The organism is Pararcticibacter amylolyticus (genome assembly GCF_003130405.1).
Taxonomy (GTDB): domain Bacteria; phylum Bacteroidota; class Bacteroidia; order Sphingobacteriales; family Sphingobacteriaceae; genus Arcticibacter; species Arcticibacter amylolyticus.
The window spans coordinates 30628-34846 of the sequence record NZ_QEAS01000007.1; the positions used below are offsets into that span (position 1 = coordinate 30628).

2 protein-coding genes are annotated in these 4219 nt (G+C 47.3%); both read left to right on the plus strand.

The window, feature by feature from the left end; all coding sequences use genetic code 11:
• Positions 1 to 4 precede the first annotated feature (4 nt).
• Positions 5 to 2323: a DUF5703 domain-containing protein gene (locus DDR33_RS09560; RefSeq protein ID WP_109415561.1), complete on the plus strand. Its 2319-nt coding sequence runs from the start codon at positions 5 to 7 to the stop codon at positions 2321 to 2323.
• Between the two features lie 90 nt (positions 2324 to 2413).
• Complete coding sequence (locus tag DDR33_RS09565; protein WP_158280695.1) at positions 2414 to 4153, plus strand: PQQ-dependent sugar dehydrogenase; 1740 nt, start codon at positions 2414 to 2416, stop codon at positions 4151 to 4153.
• Positions 4154 to 4219: the final 66 nt, after the last annotated feature.

Genomic DNA, 4219 nt, shown 5'->3' on the forward strand with positions numbered 1-4219 from the left:
TTAAATGAATAAATTTATTATTTCTTCGCTTCTTCTTTTTTGCTTCGTTGGAGGTCTGGCACAGCCATCCGGATTGAGCAGATATAATCTTGTCTGGAATAGTCAAAGTAAGAACTCTGGTGAATCTATGCCTTGTGGTGGCCGTGATATCGGGTTGAATGTGTGGGTGGAAAACGGAGAGCTGATGTTTTATTTGTCGAGGAGCGGCACTTTTGACGAAAACAATACATTGCTGAAGCTGGGCAGGATGAGAGTGAGACTCAGCCCTAACCCCTTTGAAGACGGCGAGTTCAGGCAGGAACTGGTACTCAGGGATGGCTACGTGAAAGTGTCGGGAAGAAAAGGCAATTTATCAGCGGACATCAGGGTATGGGTGGATGTATTTAATCCTGTAATCCATGTGGATATTGCGGCTAACAGGGCGCTTTCGGCGGAAGCTTCTTTTGAGAGCTGGAGATATACCGACAGGTTTCCAAAAGGGAAGGAAAATAATGCAAATTCGTGGAAGTGGGCGCCGAAGGGAATCGTAACGACCAGGAAAGATCAGGTAGATTTTGAAAAAGATAAAGTTCTTTTTTATCACCGGAATGCCGATTCGACGGTGTTCGATGCGGTGGTTAGCCAGCAGGGAATGGATAGGGTGAAGGACCAGATGTATAATCCTGTTAAAAACCTGATTTTTGGTGGTGTCCTGTATGGCCGTAATATGAAAGAGGTGGGAATATCGGACGGAAAGTACCTGGATACCGATTTCAAAAGATGGACCCTCAGGAGCAGCAAACCTTCTGTCAGCCACAACCTGCTCATCGCCTTAGGCACCGAACAGACAACGGATACGGAGAGCTGGCGAAGGAACCTGGCGAAAGTGCTTGAGCGCGCAATTGACAATATAAAAAGCGATTATACAAAGACTACTGCCTGGTGGAATCAATACTGGGACAGGAGTTATATCTGCATTCAGCCCTCTTCTTCCAGTGCATCATCTGAAGAGTGGAAGATCGGAAGAAATTATCAGCTATTCAGGTATATGCTGGGGTGTAATGCTTTCAGCGAGTGGCCCACCAAGTTCAACGGCGGCCTCTTTACTTTCGATCCATCATTGACTGATTCAACCCTTAAGTTTACTCCCGACTTCAGAAACTGGGGAGGAGGGACCCACACGGCACAAAATCAGCGGCTCGTATATTGGCCCATGCTCAGAAGCGGTGATTTCGACCTGATGAAACCTCAGTTTGACTTCTATATGAACGCCTTAAAAAATGCCGAATTAAGAAGCCAGGTCTACTGGGGCCATAAGGGGGCATGCTTCACCGAACAGTTAGAAAACTTTGGTTTACCCAACCCTGCTGAATATAACTGGAAACGGCCCGCCTGGTATGATAAAGGAATGGAGCATAATGCCTGGCTGGAATATGAATGGGATACGGTACTGGAATTCTGCCTGATGATGCTTGAGGAGGAAAGATATACAGGGCGTGACATTTCCTCCTATGTGCCGTTTATTGAGAGCTGTCTTGATTTCTTCAATGAGCATTACCAATACCTGGCTAAAAGGAGAGGCAGTAAGGCCTTTGACGGGAATGGCCATTTGGTCTTCTACCCGGGATCGGGAGCTGAAACTTATAAGATGGCTTATAACGCGGTGTCTACTGTATCAGGACTGAGAACTGTTTTAACCCGGCTGCTGGAGCTGCCTGCAAAATATGGCAGTGATGAAAAACGAAAAGAATGGTCCTTAATGCTGAGCCGGATCCCGCCTCTGAGTTTCAGAGAATTTAACGGAAAACCAACTATTGCGCCGGCAAAGCTCTGGGAAAGAATCAATAATACGGAGGCACCTCAGCTGTATCCGGTATTCCCCTGGGGAATTTACGGACTGGGGAAGGCTGGTTTGGATACGGCAATAAATACCTATAAGTACGATACCGATCTCCAAAAATTCAGGAGTCATGTCGGCTGGAAACAGGATAATATTTTCGCAGCGAGGCTTGGCCTGACTGATGAAGCCAAAAGGCTTACTCTTTTGAAGCTGGGTGACTCAGGAAGGCGGTTCCCTGCATTCTGGGGGCCGGGGTATGACTGGACTCCTGATCATAACTGGGGAGGATCGGGGATGATCGGTTTACAGGAAATGCTGATGCAGACCGATGGCAGGAAGATCAGCTTGCTGCCTGCATGGCCAAAAGAATGGGATGTTCACTTCAAACTGAATGCTCCTTACGAGACAGTAGTAGAGGCCGTAGTAGTGAAAGGCAAGGTCATTTCTCTTAATGTTACACCTGCGAACCGCAGGAAGGATGTCGAGATCATGTTGAAAAACTGATGTTTACGACGCTTCTGAATGCTATTTAATGAAAACATTCAGACAGCCGGGGGTGTTGAATAAGAACATCTGCTAAAAAACATGATTTTTATGGAACAGAAACCCTATTTCCTGTTCATTGTATTGCTATTTCTCTGTGCTGTTTCTTACGGACAGAAGCTGACGGGTCCACATGGTGAAGAATTTAAATCGAGGATCATAGCAAAAGGTTTAAGTGATCCCTGGGAGGTGATAAGCGGGCCCGACAACTTTCTTTGGATAACGGAATCCAAGGGTTATGTTGTCAGCCGTATTAATCCGAAGAACGGGGAAAAGACGGTGCTCCTTGACTTGAATGACAAGAAAAATTTCCCCCGCTATGATAAGATTCCTGATTCGGCAGATAAAGGAAAGCCCTGGCCGCAGGGAGGCTTAATGGGAATGGCACTCCACCCGCAGCTTCTTAATGGAATGCCTTATGTTTATCTCGTGTACATCTATAACGATGCGGCTGCCGGCAGTCCTGACAACGGCGGAAAGCCCAACCTGGGCGGTCATTTTTTTACCGGTCGGATAGTATGTTATCAATATGATCCCAAAAAGCAAACCCTGACCAACCCGGTAGTCGTGTGCGATACTATTCCGCAAAGTAATGACCATAATGGCGGTCGGCTTGCGATAGCTCCGGTTGATGGCACTGATTATCTTTTTTATTCTGTAGGCGACATGGGAGCGGGACAGTTTGACAATGGGGGAAGGGAGAATCATGCTCAGAATACGCAAAAATATGAAGGCAAGATCCTGCGGTTTAATGTACTGCCAGACAATGACCTCGATGTATACGACCGCTGGATCCCTAATGATAATCCCTTTAACAACGACCGGCAGAACGCTGTGTGGAGCTATGGCCACCGGAATGCTCAGGGACTGGCAAGTGCAACGATAAACGGGAAGACGCGGTTATATTCTTCGGAACACGGCCCTTTTTCTGATGATGAGATCAACATCATTGAGCGCGGAAAGAATTACGGGCATCCCCTGATTATCGGCTATAACGACAATAATTATAACGGCTTTGCAGCTGCGGTGTCTGACCGGAAAGATCTTCCCGGACAATGGCATACAACATACCCGGATATTCTGAGTGAAGAACAGAATGCGGAAAAAATAGGAGCAGATATTTTCCGTGCTCCGGTAAAAAGTATGTATGTGGCAGAAGGAAGCCGCCTGAAGGAGATCTTCTCTGCTACACGTGATAAAACGGGGGAAAAGCCGGACTGGCCGGCAGTTGCGCCTTCAGGAATTGATGTCTATACGTCCGGGGGCATACCGGGGTGGAAAAATTCCTTGCTGGTGACGTCCCTCAAAGAGGGACGGATCATCCGCTTGCGGCTGAACAAAAATGGGGATGGCATCAGCGGCGATACGATCAGTTATTTCAATGCGAGAGCGCGCTACCGGGATGTTGCTGTTTCTCCTGACGGTAAAAGCATCTATGCGCTGACCGACAGCTCGTCCGTTACCTCCGGCCCCTCAGAAGAAGAACCGGAAGGAAGCAGCCTGAGAGGATGTCTCCTGGAATTCACCTGGCACAAAGGAGGCGCTGATCTCGAAGAACTGGAAGAGCAGGCAATAACAGTTGAAGATCAGAAATCAGCTAAGAAACTGCTGAAAGACCTGGTGAAATCAATAAAGGCTATGGACGGCGGAACAGCCAGGAAAGTAATCACAAGCCCCGAAATGAAACTCGCCTTCAATCTTCTGATAAAACGACGGTTGTCGGATGATGATATTCAGCTTACGAAGAAGCTTACATCAAGTTTAGTGAGCAACATCCGGGAAAAGAATTGATATAAACACCGGCAAGAATTTGATAACCGGCATATACTTGCAGTTATGGAGCACGGTAGTGATTCC

Coding starts and splice junctions, on each gene's coding strand:
- DDR33_RS09560 (WP_109415561.1), top strand. CDS start 5: ATGAATAAATTTATTATTTCTTCGCTTCTTCTTTTTTGCTTCGTTGGA.
- DDR33_RS09565 (WP_158280695.1), top strand. CDS start 2,414: ATGGAACAGAAACCCTATTTCCTGTTCATTGTATTGCTATTTCTCTGT.